Below are 17,161 nucleotides of genomic sequence, written 5' to 3'. Positions count from 1 at the left end.
GGTATATTCCATCATTGCCGGGCGATGCCGTACTTGCGCATCCGGGCGCGAAGGGTGCTGGCGTTGAGGCCGAGGAGTGTCGCCGCCCCGTTTTTCCCTTCGATGCGCCAACCGGTTTTCTGGAGTACCTGGAGGATGTGGTCCTGTTCCAACTCGGCAAGGGCTTTGACCTCCTGCCCTGGCGACTCCCCCGCCTTCTTGAAGGTTTCGAACCGGTCCACAACCTGGAGTGCGCTCCCCTGGCTGGTGATTACCGCCCGTTCGATGACATTTTCCAACTCCCGAACGTTGCCGGGCCAGTGATACTCCTCAAGGGCGGTCATGGTTTCTTTTGATACGGCCTCTATCCTCTTACCCATCTTTTTGTTGAATTTGCCAATGAAGTGATTGACGAGCAGCGGGATGTCTTCCGTGCGCTGCCGGAGCGGCGGGATGGTGATGGGGAACACGTTGAGCCGGTAGAACAGGTCTTCCCGGAACTTGCCCTTCTTGATCTCTTCCTCCAGGTTCCGGTTGCTGGCGGCGATGATCCGGACATCTACCTTGGTGGTGCGGGGGCTGCCCAACCGCTCGAACTCGCCGTCCTGAATGACCCGAAGCAGCTTGCTTTGCAATTCCAGGGGCATTTCGCCGATTTCGTCGAGGAAGATGGTGCCGCCGTCTGCCAGTTCGAAGCGTCCCATCTGTCGCGCATGGGCCCCGGTGAAGGCCCCCTTCTCACGCCCGAAGAGTTCGCTTTCGATGAGGTTTGCCGGCAGCGACGTGCAGTTGACCGTTATCATCGGCCGATCCTTGCGGGCACTGTGACTGTGGATGGTGCGGGCGATGACCCCCTTGCCGGTGCCGGTTTCGCCCAGGAGCAGGACGGTCGCGTCCATGGACGCCACCTGCTCGACCCGGAAAAATACATACGAGATGGCGCTGCTCTGGCCGACGATCTCGCCGAAGTTGTACACCCGGGCGGCCTCCTGTTGCAGATAGCTGTTCTCGGCCTGGAGCCGGTCTTTCAACTGCTTTATTTCCGCATAGGCGTCCTGGAGCGCCGCTTCCGACCTCTTGCGTTCTTCTATCTCCTTCGTGAGGTGCTCATTCGCCTTGACCAGATCTTCTGTCCGTTCTGCGACAATCAGCTCCAGGTTGTCATGCGCCTTTTTCAGTTTCTCTTCCAATTGTTTGCGGACTGTGCCGTCAACGATGGAGGTAAGGATGTAGCTGGCCTTGTCATCGATGGCGACCACGACGCTCTGAAGCTGGCCGTGGATCACCGTGCCGTCTTTTCCCGTGAGTTTGATCTCACATCGCCGTATGACCTGCCGTCGCATAACCAAGGCAAGGTGATTGGAAAAGATCTCTCTCTCATTCACATCGGAAATAAAACCGGTAAAAGGCATGTTGGTCAGTTGTTGCCTCTCGACCCCCAATAATTGAGCACCGGTGAGATTTACCTCCAGGATGGTCCCGTGGGTATCAAAGGTGAAATAGCCGACAGGAGCATAGTCATAGAGTTCGGCATACTTGTCCCGGGACAGCTCAAGCTCATTCTGGGCGTCGCGCAACTCTGCATTCTGCATCTCCAGCTCGATCTGGTGGACCTCCAACTCATGGCCGCACCTCTGCATCTCGGTTTTGATGCGGTTCGGCTGCAATCCATCCCTTTTCGCCTGCAAACGGTCCTCCGCATGGCGGCGCAGTTCGGCGGCATCGGCTGATGGGCTCTTATCTTTAATGGTTCCCATGGCTACCCCCCCCCGCCTCAAGCAGGCCCTTGAGCCGTTCATTCTCCGCGCGCAGTTCGGCTTCAGCACGTTTGAAAGCGGTTATGTCCGCAAAGGTCATTACCACGCCGCCGATCACGTCCTCCATGGTGCGGTAGGGCATGATGCGCACCGAGAACCAACGCCCGTCGGTGGCGGCGATCTGCTTCTCGGAAAAGATCAGCGTCCGCAGCACCTCCCGCGCCTCTTCCATCATCTCGGGATAATTCAGGTCACTGGCAATGTCGCTGAGCGGCCGCCCCACATCCCCCGGAATCAGCTTGAAGAGCTTGTCCGCCCCGCTGGTGAACCGCCGGACATGGAGTTTGCCGTCCAGGAACACGGTGACGATCTCCGTGCTGTTGAGCAGGTTCCTCATGTCATCGTTCACCCGCGCAAGGTCGTCCATTTTGGATTGCTGCTCGGCATTCACCGTCTGCAGCTCTTCGTTCAGGGACTGCATCTCTTCCCGCGAGGTGGTCAACTCCTCGTTGGTTGACTGCAACTCCTCGTTGGTGGACTGCAACTCCTCGTTGGTGGATTTCAGCTCTTCCTGGGAGGATTGCATCTCCTCGCGGGTCGTCTGGAGCGCTTCGCGTAATTTCTGGAGTTCCTGCTCCAACTCAACAACCCTGGCGGAACCGGCAGTCGCAGACCTGGAGCGGCCCGACACTTTCTTTTCCAGGGGCGTCGCCACGTCGTTGAAGACGATCATCACCATACCCCGCATGGCCTCGGGTTCTTCAACCATCTTGACCGTGATATCGACGCTCTGGGGACCGCTCCCTCCCTCGACCTTGAGCCCCGTGACAAGGATCGCCTCTTTTTGGCGGAGCGCCTTCTGAAAGGCGGTGCCCAGATCGAACCGGAGCCCTTCGCGGGCCATGGCGAAGATGTTCCAGTTGGCCTTGCCGGCCGCCGGCTCAAGATATTTGCCGGTCCGGCCGCTGATGTAGAGGATATCGCCCTTGTCGTTGGTCAGTACGGCCGGCGGGGAAAAATACTGCAGCAGCAGTTGGTCGGCGAGTGATTGGAGATTGGCGGCTGGCTTCGGCATCATTAGTTCCTTGTGCGCTCCCGCTTCCAGGTGCGTGAATGTGGCGGGAAACGCGAGCGGTTCGGCACGCAGGACGGCTTCGCGCCGCCGGAAGAGTCTCGATTTGATGTTCAGCGGCCCAAAGAGGTCGGTGAAGGTGCTGACGGTTTCCGCGCTCCCCAGGAACAAGACCCCGTCCGGATTCAGGCTGTAGTGAAAGAGCGGCATGACTTTTTTTTGAAGCTCCGGCGTCAGGTAGATCAGAAGATTGCGGCAGATGAGGATGTCCAGTTTGGTAAAGGGCGGGTCCATGATGAGGTTCTGGGTGGCGAAGGTGACCATCTCCCGGATCTCCTTGCCGACCCGGTAGCCGTTCGCTTCCTTGATGAAAAACCGTTCGAGCCGCCCGGCGGAGACATCGGCGGCAATGTTGTCCGGATAGAAGCCCTGGCGGGCTTTGTCGATGGCGTCCGCATCCAGGTCGGTGGCAAAGATCTGCAGTTTGAAGTTCCCCGTGGGCTTAACCAGCTCCAGCGCTTCCTTGAACGCAATGGCCAGGGAATAGGCTTCCTCGCCGGTCGAACAGCCGGTTGACCAAGCCCGTAGCGTCCCTCCGGCCGGGCGGGACGCCAGGAGCGCCGGGATGGCCTCTCCCAGCAGATGTTCCCAGGCCGCCGGGTCGCGAAAAAAACTGGTCACGCCGATCAGAAGCTCCTTGAAGAGCAGATCCACCTCCTGGGGGTTCTCCTGAAGATAACGGACGTAAGCTGCGATCCGGTCGATCTGGTGAATGCCCATGCGCCGCTCGATCCGGCGATAGACGGTGCTCCTTTTGTACATGGAGAAGTCCTGGCCAGTCCTGGCCCGCAATAGTATCAGGACCTTCTCCAGGGCGCTTTGGTCCTTCTCCTCCAGCGGGTGCTCGGCCTTGGATATGATCAGGGCGTGCCGGAGATAGTCGCCGATTTTGGCCGGCAACTCCTCGGCCGGGGCCACCAGATCGGCCAGCCCGGCATCGATGGCGCTCCTGGGCATGCTGTCGAATTTGGCGGAGACCGGCTCCTGCACCAGCACCAGCCCCGCTTTTTCCTTGATGGCCCTCAGCCCCATGGTGCCGTCGGAACCCATGCCGGAGAGGATCACGCCGATACTCTGCTCCTGCCGGTCCTCGGCCAGGGAACGGAGGAAAAAATCGATGGGGAGCCGCAGACCGCGGGGCGCCGTCGGATCGAACAGGTGCAGCACACCGTGCAGAATGGACATGTCCCTGTTGGGGGGGATCACATAGACGCTATCCGGCTTGACCCGCATCCGGTCCCTGACCTGGAATACCTCCATTCCGGTCATGCGTTGGAGTAATTCGGGGAGGATTCCCTTGTGGGTCGGGTCCAGGTGTTGGACGATGACATAGGCCATGCCGCTGTTTGCGGGCACATGCCCCAGGAACTGCTCCAGCGCCTCCAGCCCGCCGGCCGAGGCGCCGATGCCGACGATGGGAAAGGGTGGCCGCTCCTTCCGGGGTGAGGTGGCCATTGGGGAGGTAGCGGCAGGTTTCTTATCGTTTATCGACGAGTTAGGTTCATTTTTCATAGCGTTTTAGTATATCAGCATTTTCTTTAATTGCACTAACAAGGAATGCAGGGCAGCGGAATTGAGGCCTGACGGGATTGTCCCTGTGGAAGTTAGACCGTGTCCCTGCACTACATCCCTCCATATATTGCGGTTCCACCAAATATTGAGGCTAACCGAATCGTTTCCTACTTCCCCGATCCCTTCCCGGCAACCTAATGGCCTGTTATTAAAGAGCAACTCCAGACTCCTGATTCTTTCGGTTCTTGGCAGGCTATTTGCCTTTATATTACCGATCATTGTCCTCTCGTATAACAGTGAGGCAATCACCATGGAGGACAAAATGAACGTCATCAAGGTAGTGGTGATCGTAGGTTCCCCGCAAAAGGCACAGGAGGCCTCCGCATGAAGCATCTGAGACTGTTGTTCATCGCCTGCATCGTCCTGTTGCCTTTGCCAGTCCTTGCGGCGGATGACAACTACGGCTACCCGATCACGGGAGCATATGAAGCCTCCATCATCGGGACACCGGCGAACCTCATCCCCGAATTCCCCGAACCTGCACGCACCCGCCAGCTCGTGCTCCATATCTTCCCGGACCGGCAGAGGGCGCCGATCTTCTTTTACGAAGATGGGCTGCACTGCACCTTTGCCTACCAGAAGCAAAAGGCGCCGCTGGTCTTTCTGATAGGCGGAGCCGGCGCCAACGACCGGACTTCCAAGCTGTTGACCATGATGAAGGCCTTCTACCAGGCCGGCTTCCATGTCATCACCCTGCCGTCGCCGTCCACCTCCAATTTTATCGTCACCGCTTCACAAAACGGCGTCCCCGGCGACCTGACCGAGGACGCGGCTGACTTGTACCGCGCCATGGAGGCCGCCTGGAAGCAGGTAGAAGGCGATATCGAGGTTTCTTCATTCTATTTGGGCGGCTACAGCCTGGGAGCTACCCAGGCCGCCTTCGTGGCCAAGTTGGACGAGGAGCGCCGGGTCTTCAACTTTCGCAAGGTACTCATGATCAACCCATCGGTAAGCCTGTACAATTCGGTGACACGGATCGAGGATATGCTGAAGCAGATCCCCGGAGGGTCCAAGAAACAGGGCGTCTTTTTCAACAGGATGTTGGCCAAGTTCAGCCAGTTCTATCGCTATGGCAATTTCGTCGCCATTAACGAGAACTTTATCTACGCGATCTATGCGGAGAAACTGTTCTCCCGCGAGGAAACCGCCGGATTGATCGGGCTTTCCTACCGCATTGGCCTGGCCGGCATGATCTTCTCGTCAGACGTGGTGACCAACAGCGGCTACGTCGTGCCGAAGAACCGGGTGCTGAGCCCCACCGACTCCCTGTTCGACTATTTCCTGGTCTCCAGCCACCTGAGCTTCTTCGACTATTTCAACGAGTATTTGTTCCCCTTTTTCCAGAAGCGGCGACCGGGGCTCACCAAGCAGGAGTACGTCGCTTCCCTGGGCCTCAGGAGCATCGAGGGGTACCTGAAGTCGTCCGCCAAGTTCGGCGTGATGACCAACGAAAACGACTTCATTCTGACCAAGGCGGAGCTCGATTACCTGCGGCAACTCTTCGGCGAGCGGGCCAAAATCTACCCGCGCGGCGGCCATCTGGGCAACCTGGAGTACAAAGATAACCTGGCCTACATGGTCGCATTCTTCAAATGATAAAAAGGAGGGTGCTTTGATGACTGTTATCCGATACCGGACCTGCCGGACAATCCTCGCCCTGAGTCTGTCGATAGTTTTAGCGGGGTGTGCCGCAACCGGGGCGAACATCCGGGCCGAGGTGCCCCCGATGCATACGATCGATGAGGTAAGGGATCAGCGCTTCGCCGATGTGGCGGACCCCTGGGAAGGGTTCAACCGGAACATGTACCGGTTCAACTTCTACTTTGACAAATACTTTTTCCTCCCCATCGTGAACAGTTACGAATTCATCACCCCCACCTTCCTCCAGAAACGGGTATCCAGCTTCTACAACAACATCGGGGAGGTCAAAAATCTCACCAACAGCCTGTTCCAGCTCAAGGGGGTCGAGTCCGCGACAACGTTTGGCCGGTTCCTGACCAACAGCACCGTGGGGCTTGGCGGCCTGTTCGATCCGGCCACCACGTTCGGCCTGGAACGGCACGACGAGGACTTCGGCAAGACCCTCGGCTACTGGGGGGCAGACTCCGGCCCCTATCTGGTGCTGCCGATCTTCGGCCCCTCGTCCGTGCGGGACGCGGGGGGGCTTGCCGTGGACACCGGCATCACGTACGGAATATATACGGGGATCGACCCGTTCGGCAGCGTCAACTACGGCTACCTCTACGATTACGGGATAACGGCCCTGGACGAGATCGATGCGCGCCATCAGCAGAGTTTCCGCTACTACGAGAGCGGCTATCCCTTCGAGTACTACATGGTCCGCTTCTTCTACCATGAGAAGCGCGAAATCGAGACCGGCAAGCCGCTCCCAGCAGAGTGACGGAGTTCGGCAGTCGGCTCACGGGCGAGCGGCCGGATTTTGTCATATCCTTGGGTCGGATTAGATACCGGTGGCGCGCCACGGATCGAAGGGGCATTTATGCAGACGTTGATCGATCTTTTCGGGACATTCGAGGCACTGGGTGATAAAACCGCCTTTGTGAACCGCACCGGCGTGCGGCGGCTCGTGGTCTCCTACCGGGAATTTCACAATCTGGCCCTGAGGATGGCTAACCTCCTGGCCCAAAAGGGCGTGGAACCGGGGGATCGAGTGCTCATCTGGGGGCCCAACTCCTCCTGGTGGGCGGTAGCCTACTGGGGAATCATCGTACGCGGCGCAATTGCCGTCCCGGTGGACTTCATGTCCGATCCGGCGCGTGCGGACTCCATCCGCAGCCTCACGAACGCCAAGGTCGTCCTGCAGAGCCGGTTCAAGGCCGAACGGCTGACCGCTGCCACATCGAAATCATTGCTTCTGGAAGATCTCCAGTACCTGCTCGAAGACATCAGCCCAATCGAGGGGATCGCTTCCGTCGCGCCGGAGGATACGGCTCAACTCATTTATACGTCCGGTACTACCGGGAATCCGAAAGGAGTCATCCTCACCCACAAGAACCTGATCGCCAACCTGACCCAGATCAACCGGCAGGTGCCGATCATCACCCCCGAGTTCACCTTCCTCTCCCTGCTCCCCTTATCCCACATGTTCGAACAGATGGGGGGGCTTTTCACCCCGCTCTACCGCGGCGCGGCCATCGTGTATCTGCGCACCCTCAAGCCCTCCGCGATCATGGATGCCCTGAGCGGGGAGGACATCTATGTCATCATGTCCGTTCCTCGACTCATGCAACTGCTCAAAACGACCATTGAGCGGGAACTGGAGGAAAAACACCTCGCGGGAGCGTTCCGGTTCATGACGCAACTCGCCACCACGTTTCCGAACAGGGTCCGCCGGTTACTCTTTTTACCGGTGCAGAAGAGGTTCGGCCGCAATTTCACCGTATTCGTATCGGGAGGCGCCCCCCTGGACCCGGAGGTCTTCGCGTTTTGGAGCAGCATGGGATTCACGGTCCTGGAGGGGTATGGACTCACCGAGACCTCGCCCGTGCTCTGCGTCAACACCATGGAGCGCCAGGTGGCCGGTGCGGTCGGGCCGCCTCTGCCGGGGGTTGAGGTGAAGATCGAGGGGAAGGAGGTCCTGGCGCGCGGGGACAACGTTTTCCCCGGCTACTACGAAAACGAGCAGGCAAGCCGCGACGCCTTCACGAGCGATGGCTGGTTTCGTACCGGCGACCTGGGGGAGATCGGCCCGGACGGTTGGCTGGTCATCAAGGGGAGGGAGAAGGAGTTGATTGTCACCGGTTCAGGGGTCAATGTCTATCCCGACGAACTGGAAGCGGTGCTGAACAGGGTCCCCGGGGTGAAGGAGTCGTGCGTCATCGGCGTCGAAAGGGGCGGCGGGGAAGAGGTGCATGCCGTGCTGCTCCTGGACGGAAGTGGTAAAGCCCCTGAAGATATCATCGCCCAGGCGAACAATAACCTGGACGCGCTGCACCGGATTACCGGCTACACCCTCTGGAGCGAGCCGGAATTCCCCAAGACCACGACGCTCAAGATCAAGAAGTTCGCGGTAAAAGAGACGCTTGAGAAGGGACCGGAGGAAGGGGATGCAACCGTCAGCCGGGACAGCCTGCTCAACCTGCTCGCCAAGGTAACCGGCACCGGCGTTTCACAGATCCGCGAGGAATCCCTGCTCGTGGCCGACCTGGGGCTTACCTCCATCGACCGGCTGGAACTGGTCAGCTTTCTGGAACAGGAATACCGCCTCGATATCGAGGACTCCCAGATCGGCTTGCAGACGCGCGTCTCTGATCTGCGCCGTATCATCGCAAAACGGGAGAAAACGACCCGACGCAACCACTTCCGCTTCTGGACCAATGCCCCCTTCTTCCGGGGGGTGCGGAGGGTCTGGGACGCCCTGTTCCACCAGCCCTTGTTCCGAAGCTTCGTCACCCTTGAGGTGCGGGGGCGGGAGAAACTGGAAAGCCTGGAAGGGCCGGTGTTTTTCGTGGCCAACCATTTAAGCTACTTGGACCAGCCTGCCGTCATGATCGCGCTGCCCCCGAAGATCCGCTCCAGATGCGCCACCGCTGCCTGGGCGGAGTTCTTTTTCGGCGACTACCATGGGTTTGATCGAATCCTCAGGCGCTTGAGCTACGAGTACGGCACCGTGCTGTTCAACCTCTTCCCCTTGCCACAGTCCCAGGGGTTCAGCGGTTCCCTCGCATACATGGGGAAGCTCGCCGATGCCGGCATCAACATCCTGATCTTCCCCGAAGGGGGGCATTCCAGGGACGGCAAACTGCATGACTTCCAGATGGGGTTGGGTATCATGGTCAAGGAGGTGAGGATTCCGGTCGTGCCGGTCAAGATCACCGGAACCGATCAGGTCCTCCCCCATGAGGCGCGTCTCCCCAAACGGGGCACAGTGACGGTAACCTTCGGAGAGCCGCTGCGGTTCCGCTACGAGGAACCGGCCGAGATCGCGGAAAAGGCGCGCCAGGCGGTGGAAAAGCTTTGAACCGCCGTGGGGGCGCACTGACCCAGCCGGGGCCGCTGCATATACTTTGAAATTGATGCCGATCATGATGGGGTAACGGATGGAGCAAATTCTACATCTCGGTGGGCTCGGCGAATGGTCGGCTACTGCTGCCTCTGCAGTGGCTTTGGCCGCTGTGGTCCTGTTCGGCTTGCTCGGGTACGTGATCCTGTTCAAGGTGCTGTTACGCTTCGCCGCCCGTCCGGACACCGCATTACACCAGGCGTTGGTGCGTCGCTGGCGGCATCCTGCCAAACTACTGTTGCCGCTCCTGGCTATACTCCTGACATTGCCCACGCTTCAGTTTTCCGATGGGTTAGCATCGTTGTTGCAGCATCTGTGCAGCCTTGCCCTGATCCTCGCCATTGCCTGGCTGCTGGCCGCCACAATCCTGGGCTTGCAGGAGATAGTCCTGCTGCGCTACGACGTCACCGCCAGTGACAACCTCAAGGCGCGAGAGGTTTCCACCCAGGTCAACATACTGGTCAAGATCGTCATGGTACTGATTCTCATTATTGCCGGGGCGGCCATGCTGATGACCTTCGACAGGGTGCGGCAGGTGGGTATGAGTCTGCTGGCCTCGGCAGGGATTGCCGGGGTCATCATCGGTTTCGCCGCCCAGCGCAGCCTTGCCACCTTCATCGCCGGCATCCAGATCGCCATCACCCAACCGATTCGACTCGACGACGTGGTAATCGTAGAAGGCGAATGGGGCCATATCGAGGAAATTACACTGACCTACGTGGTGGTCTGCATCTGGGATTTACGACGTCTGGTGCTGCCGATTACCTACTTCCTGGAGAAACCCTTCCAGAACTGGACCCGGGTCTCTGCCGACCTGCTCGATACGGTGACCCTGCACTGCGACTATCGGGTGCCGGTGGCAGTGGTTCGCTCCGAACTGGAGAGCATTCTTGCGGGCACTGACCTTTGGGATGGGAAGGCATCCGGCCTGGTTGTCCTTGACGCAACCGACAGGACGGTGGTGCTGCGGGCGCTGGTCAGTGCAAAAAATTCAGGGGAGGCCTGGGACCTGCGCTGCCATGTGCGGGAAAAGCTGGTCGAATTTCTGCAGCGCGAGTATCCGGACTGCCTGCCACGGGTACGGGCCGAGGTGGAAGGGCTTCCGAACGGAGTCCCTCGAACGCCTGAAAGAAGTTTATTGGATGGATGTTCCCATTCTGAATGAACCCAAGGAAAGATATGTAGTAGTACGATTGGTCACCTCAATATGGCCCGTATTATTTGGCAGTTATGTTAAATATGACGGTTTTCGTAGCCGACATACTCTCGCCGGCTCTTCCATTTTTTACTTTCCAGCCCACAATCAAATAGTTGTAAACCAGGGTTTATCGGTATGCCATGGCGCGCTAATTGCTCGTATCTTCTGCAGAGAACATCATCAAGGAGATATTTATGAGGAGAAAAACGGGAGATCACGACAAGTTTTGATGAAACTATATTGCATCAGTCGAGTACGATTTCCTACAAGAAACCAAAGGGGAGAGCACCATGCAGATCCAAATCAATACCGACCGCAACATTGAAAGCAACGAAGCTCTGGCTAACTATATCAGACAAGAAACCGAACAGGCCCTGAGCCGGTTCAGCGACCACATCACTCGGGTCGAGGTCCATCTGAGCAATGAGAACAGCGACAAAGAAAGGGGCAAAGACGGGCAGCGGTGCGTTATGGAAGCCAGGCCGGAAGGCCGTCAGCCCATTGCGGCCACTCATCAGGCCTTAACCCTGGATCGGGCCGTCAAGGGCGCAGCAGACAAGTTATCCAGATTGATCGAAAACACCACTGGAAGGATAAACAATCAGCGAAGTCTCAGAACTGAGCCGACTCTGGCCGAACTGGAGGAGTCGGAGGAGTGATGACGAATCCGCGCATCAAAAAAAGCGATTTAGTATTTAGTCCGGAATCTCAAACTGGAGGTTCACCATGCCGTTCTGTTTCAGCAAAACGATAGACAAGGGTTTTAATGAAGCCATTGCGAGTGCCACGGAAGAATTGAAGAAAGAAGGTTTCGGGATTCTTACTGAAATTGACGTCACTGCCACCCTGAAAAAGAACCTGAATGTCGATTTCCGAAACTACAGAATTCTTGGCGCCTGTAACCCGCCCTTTGCCTACAAGGCATTACTGGCGGAACCCCGGATTGGCACCATGCTCCCTTGCAATGTCATCGTCCAGGAACTGGATGACGGGAAAGTTGAGGTGTCTGCCGTTGATCCTCTTTCCTCAATGCTGGCAATACAAAACACCAAGCTTCAGGTAATTGCCGAAGAGATACGGTTGAAACTCAAAAAAGTAATCGAGCAATTGTAAACTCACAGAGGAGACGGATATGAAAACCAAAGCGGGCTTATGGATCGATCATCGGCAGGCAATTGTGGTGTTTGTTACGGCCACGGGTGAAGAGATCAAACAGATACCTTCACATGCCGAAAAACAACTGAGGCGTACCGGCAACACACCTCTTCAGGGTAATTTTGAGGCACAGAAGGTACCATCCGATGACAGCCGGCAGAGAGTCTTTACCGCTCAACTCAACGCATTTTATGATGAGGTTATTGACAGCATCCGTGACGCAGAATCCATTCTGATTATGGGCCCCGGTGTGGCAAAGGATGAGTTGAGAGTGCGTATCGAAGAAAACAAGCTCGGTGACCGCGTATCGAGTGTTGAAACGGCTGACAATATGACGGACCCTCAGATTGCTGCAAAGGTCCGACAACATTTTGGTGGATAGCCGATCGGTTCAAAATGAACAGAGAAGAGAGTCGCCATGATGAACTAGGCAAGGGCTTGGATGCCGGGCCGTCAATCCGGCTGACAACTAGTACCCCCACTGCGGAGGCGCACCAAGGAGGATGATCATGAAATTTGCGCTGGTAGCGGCAATAGCTCTTTCGGTAGTGATGGCGTTTTTTGCCATACAAAACGCTCAAACCGCACAAGTGACATTTCTGGGCTGGTATTTCAATGGCTCCCTGGTGATCATACTTCTCATGTCGTTTGGGGCCGGTGTGCTCGCGACGTTCCTTGCCATGTTGCCCGGCTCGGTGCGCAAGTCGATGGAAATTTCAAAACTTAAATCCCGAGTAATCGAATATTCGTCAAAACTGGAGGCGTGTGAAAATAAACGGGTTGATGACCTGTCTGAAAAGGAGACAAATTATCGGCAGCAGAGTTGAGTGCATCCGATTTTGCTGACCCCGCCCGATAGATATTCAAGCCAGTCGGGTTTGAGGTGAAGTCATGGACAACAAGCTATGGACCGAGGTAATAAACTGGGTTTTAGATCCAACTGTCGGGAAGATACTGACAGTTATCATAGGTTTTATTATCATCCGTATTCTTACCCTTGCCGTGCAAAAAGGGCTGTTGAGTCGCATCGCAAGTAATGATACCCGGTATCGATTTAGAAAATTAGCCAATTTCACCGGTTCACTTGCTGCAATTATCCTCCTCACTATTGTATTCAGCAATAAGCTGGGCAGTCTGACCGTGGCGTTTGGCGTAGCTGGTGCCGGCATCGCCTTTGCTCTGCAGGAGGTTATTGCCAGTATTGCCGGGTGGGTCGCACTTTCGTTCGGCAATTTCTATTCAGTTGGCGACAGGGTCCAACTGGGGGGCATCACTGGCGATGTGATTGATATCGGAGTACTGCGCACCACACTTATGGAAACAGGGCAGTGGGTCAATGCTGACCTGTATAATGGGCGCATTGTGAGGGTTGCCAATAGCTTTGTCTTTAAGGAGCCTGTGTTTAATTACTCCGGGGATTTCCCCTTTCTTTGGGATGAAATAACCGTTCCGGTCAAGTATGGAAGTGACGGCAAACTTGCTCGCAAAATTCTTCAAAAGGTTGCCGATGATGCACTTGGTGGATTCGTGCCCGAGACACGGAAGACCTGGCATGAGATGGTAAACAAGTACCGGATCGAAAATGCCAGGATCGAGCCTACGGTCACGTTGATCGCCAATGACAATTGGATGGAGTTTACCGTCCGCTATGTGACCGATTTCAAACAGCGCCGCTCTACCAAAGATGTGTTGTTCACCCGGATTATGGAGGAGTTCGATGCCACCGAAGGTAGGGTGTCCCTCGCTTCCTCCACATTCCAACTGGTGGATGCTCCCGTATTTAATGTGAGGATGACTGCGGATAAATAGATGCGCAGGTGTGCACATGGGAACAAATACGAATACAGAAAATAATCGGCGGAAAGATCCTGTCTGTGACATGCTGGTATCAACCGATTCCGAACACTCTTACGAATATGCCGGTATCCAGTTTTTTTTCTGCAGTGGGCATTGCCTGCACAAATTCAAGGAATGCCCAGAACAGTACCTCAATAAAAGATCCGCCCCACCCCTTGTAGAAAGTGATGAAGCAGGCGCCTACACCTGCCCCATGCATCCGGAAGTGATTCAGGATCATCCCGGTAGTTGCCCCAAGTGTGGCATGGCATTGGAACCGGTTACATCGAGCGGTGAAGAAAAAAATGAAGAACTGGTCGACATGAACCGTCGCTTCTGGGTCTGCACCGCGCTAGCCTTGCCGGTGTTTTTCCTGACCATGATTGCCGACATGATGCCGGCCTGGCTGCCGGCTTGGCTATCCATGCAAACGGTTCAATGGATTGAATGTGCGTTGGCATCACCGGTCGTGGTATGGGGTGGCTGGCCGTTTTTTGTTCGCGGCTGGCTATCCATCCGGACCTGGAACCTCAACATGTTCACCCTGATAGCGCTCGGTGTCTCGGTCGCCTGGAGCTACAGCATGGTGGCCCTTTTCTTTCCGGGACTCTTCCCGCCCGTCATGCAGATGCAGGGCGGACTGGTGGGGGTCTATTTCGAGGCCGCGGCAATGATTACCACGCTGGTTCTGCTCGGGCAGGTGCTTGAATTGCGAGCCCGTTCACGTACCAATGCGGCCATCCAGATGCTGCTCGGCCTGGCACCGAACACGGCCCGCATTGTGCGGGAGAATGGTACGGAAGAAGACATCCCGCTGGACCAGGTACAACCCGGTGATACCCTGCGGGTGCGTCCCGGCGATAAGGTGCCGGTGGATGGTACAGTCATTGAAGGTGAAAGTAACATCGATGAATCCATGGTCACCGGTGAATCCATCCCGGTGGCAAAGACAACCGGCGAGAAACTCATCGGCGCAACGGTCAATGGAACCGGCAGTCTGTTGATGCGGGCAGAAAAGGTCGGCTCCGATACCCTGCTGGCACAAATCGTTACCATGGTGGCCAATGCACAACGCACACGAGCTCCGATTCAAAAACTGACCGATGTCGTGGCCGGTTATTTTGTCCCCACCGTGGTCGTCTGTGCCGTGCTGACCTTTATCGCCTGGTGGGTGTGGGGCCCGGAACCGTACCTGGCACATGCCGTTATCAATGCCGTTGCGGTATTGATCATTGCCTGCCCCTGTGCACTGGGACTAGCGACGCCAATTGCCATCATGGTGGGAACGGGTCGCGGTGCCATGGCCGGTGTCCTGATCAAGAATGCCGAAGCGCTGGAGATCATGGAAAAGGTCGATACCCTGGTGGTAGACAAGACCGGTACGCTGACCGAGGGCAAGCCGAAGCTGACCGCTGTGCAGGCGGAAGCGGGTTTTACCGAGGATGAACTGGTATGTCTGGCCGGCAGCCTCGAACGGTCCAGCGAACACCCCTTGGCGGAAGCCATCGTGCGTGGAGCTGAAGAAAAGGGGATTGAGCTGGCCAAGGCCGAAAACTTCCAGTCTATCACCGGGAAAGGCGTTACCGGAGAAGTTGATGGGCATACGGTCGCGGCCGGCAACGCTGCTCTGCTGGAAAGTCTTGGTATCGACGCGGGAAACCTGTCGCAACAGGCGGACAAGCAACGCGCCGAAGGGCAGACGGTCATGCTGATCGCCATTGATGGCACGGCAGCGGGTTTGATCGGCGTAGCAGACCCGATCAAGGAGTCAACCGCCGATGCCATTCGTGATTTGCATGCCGGAGGTATCAAAATAGTGATGATAACCGGTGACAATCAGATCACCGCCAATGCCGTTGCCGGCAAGCTGGAAATCGACCAGGTGCATGCCGGGGTATTGCCTGAGCAGAAAGCCGAACTGATCAAAAAGCTTCAGGCAGAAGGTCACATCGTTGCCATGGCGGGTGACGGCATCAACGATGCCCCAGCACTGGCACAAGCCCACGTCGGCATTGCCATGGGCACCGGCACCGATGTAGCGATAGAGAGCGCCGGTGTTACGCTGGTCAAGGGCGATTTGCGTGGCATTGCCAGGGCCAGGCGATTAAGCCGCGCCACCATGCGTAACATCAGGCAAAACCTCTTCTTCGCATTCTTTTATAACGCGGCCGGGGTGCCGATTGCCGCGGGTGTGCTGTTTCCTTTCTTCGGCATACTGTTGTCACCGATGATCGCTGCAGCAGCAATGAGCTTCAGCTCAGTTTCCGTGATCACAAATTCGCTCAGACTCAAGCGGGTGAAATTATAAGCTGCAAGTAACTATGCAGGTAACTACTTTTATATCAGGCGTGAAAGAGGAAAGTTGAATAAACGTAGTAATTGAAAGTGAGGCGCTAAATGTTAGAACGCATACAGGGATTACCGGAGAATGTACTCGGCTTCACAGCCAGGGGAGAGGTAACCGGAACTGACTATGAATCTGTGCTTATACCTGCCGTGGAAAAGATGCTTGCGGATAGAAAGAGCATCCGCTTTCTTTATCACTTCGGAGACGAGTTCACGGGGTTTGATGCGGAAGCCCTTTGGAATGACGCCAAGGTGGGTTTGCAACATCTCACCTCCTGGGAGAAGGTTGCTGTCGTTACCGATGTGGAGTGGATCCGTACGTCAATGAAGGTATTCGGATTTGTCTTGGCCGGCCATGTCAAGGTTTATAGCAACAACGAGCTTACAGAGGCCCTGAAATGGATGAGTGAATGAGTACGGAATTTATGAACGGAGGTACATCATGGAAAACATCAGACGCATTCTCGTTATCAGCAGGATGACCCAGTACTGCCGGAAAGCCATCCACAGCGGCGTCTCCCTCGCCCGTAAATACGATGCGGAGCTCCAAGTCCTGCATCTTGTCTCCAATCCTACGGCCATGAAGGCGGTAAATGCACCGGGGTTGTTCCCCGAGGAGGATTACAAGAATTACCCGAACATTCAAAGGGAAGCGAAAGAGGAGTTGGATAAAGTCATCAAGCAAGAAATTAAAGATGGCTTCCCCATAAAGGAACTGATCAGCGATCATGATCCGGTGAATGAGATCGTGAGGGTGGTCGAGGAAGGCGCGATAGATCTGATCGTCATGCTTGCCCATGAGGAGGGGCGCCTTGAACATGCGCTCTTTGGCAGGGAGAAAGATGCCATAATCCGCAGGATGCCCTGTTCGATCCTGCTGGTAAAGAGTGAGCCCGGCCCGGTGAACTGGTAGCCTGTTTTCAGTGCTCGCGCCAACACTTTTGACCACCTGCCGCAGACCGGAAGCAAGGTAAAGGCTCTATCAAAAGAGGAAATGTAACCCGTAAGATTCAAAACGCCGTGGAGGTAAGCAACTTGTCTCCCACATCTCATGAACACCGATGCTTTGCAAAAACAGGAGAACGCCCGATATGAGACTCGAGGCAGACCAACCCAAAGCTCCGGGAGTGAAGCCGAAATCGAGACCCGAAGCGAAGGACGAG

Annotated in this window: 14 protein-coding genes; 12 read left to right on the top strand and 2 right to left on the bottom strand. The window is 56.3% G+C overall.

The features are described from left to right. Window positions 1-11: 11 nt before the first annotated feature. Window positions 12-1,736 carry a sigma-54-dependent Fis family transcriptional regulator gene (locus tag LDN12_RS06235; RefSeq protein ID WP_223921815.1) on the bottom strand — a complete coding sequence of 575 codons (1,725 nt, stop codon included), beginning with the start codon at window positions 1,734-1,736 and terminating at the stop codon, window positions 12-14. Then, window positions 1,723-4,380, bottom strand: coding sequence for a chemotaxis protein CheB (locus LDN12_RS06230; RefSeq protein WP_223921814.1), 2,658 nt, complete (start codon window positions 4,378-4,380; stop codon window positions 1,723-1,725). Before LDN12_RS06230 ends, LDN12_RS06235 begins: the two co-directional genes overlap by 14 nt. 384 nt (window positions 4,381-4,764) lie before the next feature. Here LDN12_RS06230 and LDN12_RS06225 point away from each other — a divergent pair, with 384 nt between their 5' ends. The 12 genes from LDN12_RS06225 to LDN12_RS06170 all read left to right on the top strand — a co-directional run bounded on the left by LDN12_RS06225 (window position 4,765) and on the right by LDN12_RS06170 (window position 16,911). Then, window positions 4,765-6,036 (top strand): alpha/beta hydrolase, encoded by a 1,272-nt coding sequence (locus LDN12_RS06225; protein WP_223921813.1) that lies wholly within the window; start codon window positions 4,765-4,767, stop codon window positions 6,034-6,036. Window positions 6,037-6,055: 19 nt separating this feature from the next. Continuing rightward, the gene (locus LDN12_RS06220; protein WP_223921812.1) at window positions 6,056-6,841 is read left to right on the top strand and encodes a VacJ family lipoprotein; all 786 of its coding nucleotides are present in this window, start codon (window positions 6,056-6,058) and stop codon (window positions 6,839-6,841) included. A 99-nt stretch (window positions 6,842-6,940) separates the two neighbouring features. After that, entirely contained in the window at window positions 6,941-9,421 is a 2,481-nt protein-coding gene (locus LDN12_RS06215; RefSeq protein WP_223921811.1) for an AMP-binding protein, read from the top strand. A gap of 79 nt (window positions 9,422-9,500) precedes the next feature. Beyond that, a complete protein-coding gene (locus LDN12_RS06210) occupies window positions 9,501-10,628 on the top strand; it encodes a mechanosensitive ion channel family protein (protein ID WP_223921810.1) in 1,128 nt (375 codons plus the stop codon). A 323-nt stretch (window positions 10,629-10,951) separates the two neighbouring features. Continuing rightward, the gene (locus LDN12_RS06205; RefSeq protein ID WP_223921809.1) at window positions 10,952-11,320 is read left to right on the top strand and encodes an HPF/RaiA family ribosome-associated protein; all 369 of its coding nucleotides are present in this window, start codon (window positions 10,952-10,954) and stop codon (window positions 11,318-11,320) included. 67 nt (window positions 11,321-11,387) lie between these two features. Then, window positions 11,388-11,774, top strand: coding sequence for a DUF302 domain-containing protein (locus LDN12_RS06200; RefSeq protein ID WP_223921808.1), 387 nt, complete (start codon window positions 11,388-11,390; stop codon window positions 11,772-11,774). Window positions 11,775-11,793: 19 nt separating this feature from the next. Beyond that, on the top strand, window positions 11,794-12,198 hold the full coding sequence (locus LDN12_RS06195) for a hypothetical protein (RefSeq protein ID WP_223921807.1): 405 nt from the start codon (window positions 11,794-11,796) through the stop codon (window positions 12,196-12,198). Window positions 12,199-12,325: 127 nt separating this feature from the next. Next, window positions 12,326-12,643, top strand: coding sequence for a lipopolysaccharide assembly LapA domain-containing protein (locus tag LDN12_RS06190; protein WP_223921806.1), 318 nt, complete (start codon window positions 12,326-12,328; stop codon window positions 12,641-12,643). 64 nt (window positions 12,644-12,707) lie between these two features. Further along, window positions 12,708-13,625 carry a mechanosensitive ion channel family protein gene (locus LDN12_RS06185; protein ID WP_223921805.1) on the top strand — a complete coding sequence of 306 codons (918 nt, stop codon included), beginning with the start codon at window positions 12,708-12,710 and terminating at the stop codon, window positions 13,623-13,625. Window positions 13,626-13,641: 16 nt separating this feature from the next. Continuing rightward, window positions 13,642-15,960 (top strand): heavy metal translocating P-type ATPase, encoded by a 2,319-nt coding sequence (locus LDN12_RS06180; RefSeq protein ID WP_223921804.1) that lies wholly within the window; start codon window positions 13,642-13,644, stop codon window positions 15,958-15,960. 89 nt (window positions 15,961-16,049) lie between these two features. Beyond that, window positions 16,050-16,412, top strand: a complete 363-nt coding sequence (locus LDN12_RS06175) for an STAS/SEC14 domain-containing protein (RefSeq protein WP_223921803.1) — start codon at window positions 16,050-16,052, stop codon at window positions 16,410-16,412. Window positions 16,413-16,440: 28 nt separating this feature from the next. After that, the gene (locus LDN12_RS06170) at window positions 16,441-16,911 is read left to right on the top strand and encodes a universal stress protein (protein ID WP_223921802.1); all 471 of its coding nucleotides are present in this window, start codon (window positions 16,441-16,443) and stop codon (window positions 16,909-16,911) included. Window positions 16,912-17,161: the final 250 nt, after the last annotated feature.

The organism is Geobacter sp. AOG2, from assembly GCF_019972295.1.
Taxonomy (GTDB): Bacteria; Desulfobacterota; Desulfuromonadia; order Geobacterales; family Pseudopelobacteraceae; genus Oryzomonas.
This window is presented reverse-complemented; position numbering and strand designations above follow the sequence as displayed.